At 43.5% G+C, this 627-nt stretch carries 1 rRNA gene; it reads left to right on the top strand.

The features are described from left to right. Window positions 1-104 (top strand): 5S ribosomal RNA (rrf, locus tag ACTNDI_RS14010); the annotation flags it as partial. Between the last annotated feature and the right edge of the window lie 523 nt (window positions 105-627).

Here is a 627-nt window from a genome sequence, read left to right on the forward strand (position 1 = left end):
GCCCGGGGGAGACACCCGTTCCCATTCCGAACACGATGGTTAAGACCCGGGCGGCCGAAAATACTATGCCGGAGACAGTATGGAAAGATAGGCGGCCGCCAGCATCCTTACAACAAATAAATTTACAATAAAGCAAGCAAAAATCTCTCATTATAAGAGTAGTGAATCACCTGCTGCTGGGAAAGCAAAAGCTTTACCGGTGATACGAGCTGAGAAGATAAACTTTTCGGCTGGTATGGCTGATAAAGCCAGATACGTACCTTGAAAACTGAATACACAAACGATTCCAAAAAGAAATCCAAAGCACAATTTCAAAATCAAAAGATTTTGAAATTGTTCACGAAGATAGGAAGACATCCGAGGCGTTACAAAGGAAGCAGAAATGATTCCGATGAACGTTTCAAGGATAACATTCTTTTGCCGGAATGTTATCCGAAAATCAGAAGAATCTCTGAATGCACTTAAATGCGGACGGGGAGGAATTCTGAGAATGCAATTTATGCAAAATGTGTTTTCAGGTCTACGCTAAGATCTGAAGGCACGGCCATTTTACAATAGGTCAAACATAAAGGGCGCAGGGCGGATGCCTTGGCACTGAGAGCCGAAGAAGGACGTGATTAACTGCGA

This window comes from Bilifractor sp. HCP3S3_D3 (assembly GCF_052063915.1).
Classification (GTDB): Bacteria; Bacillota; Clostridia; order Lachnospirales; family Lachnospiraceae; genus Bilifractor.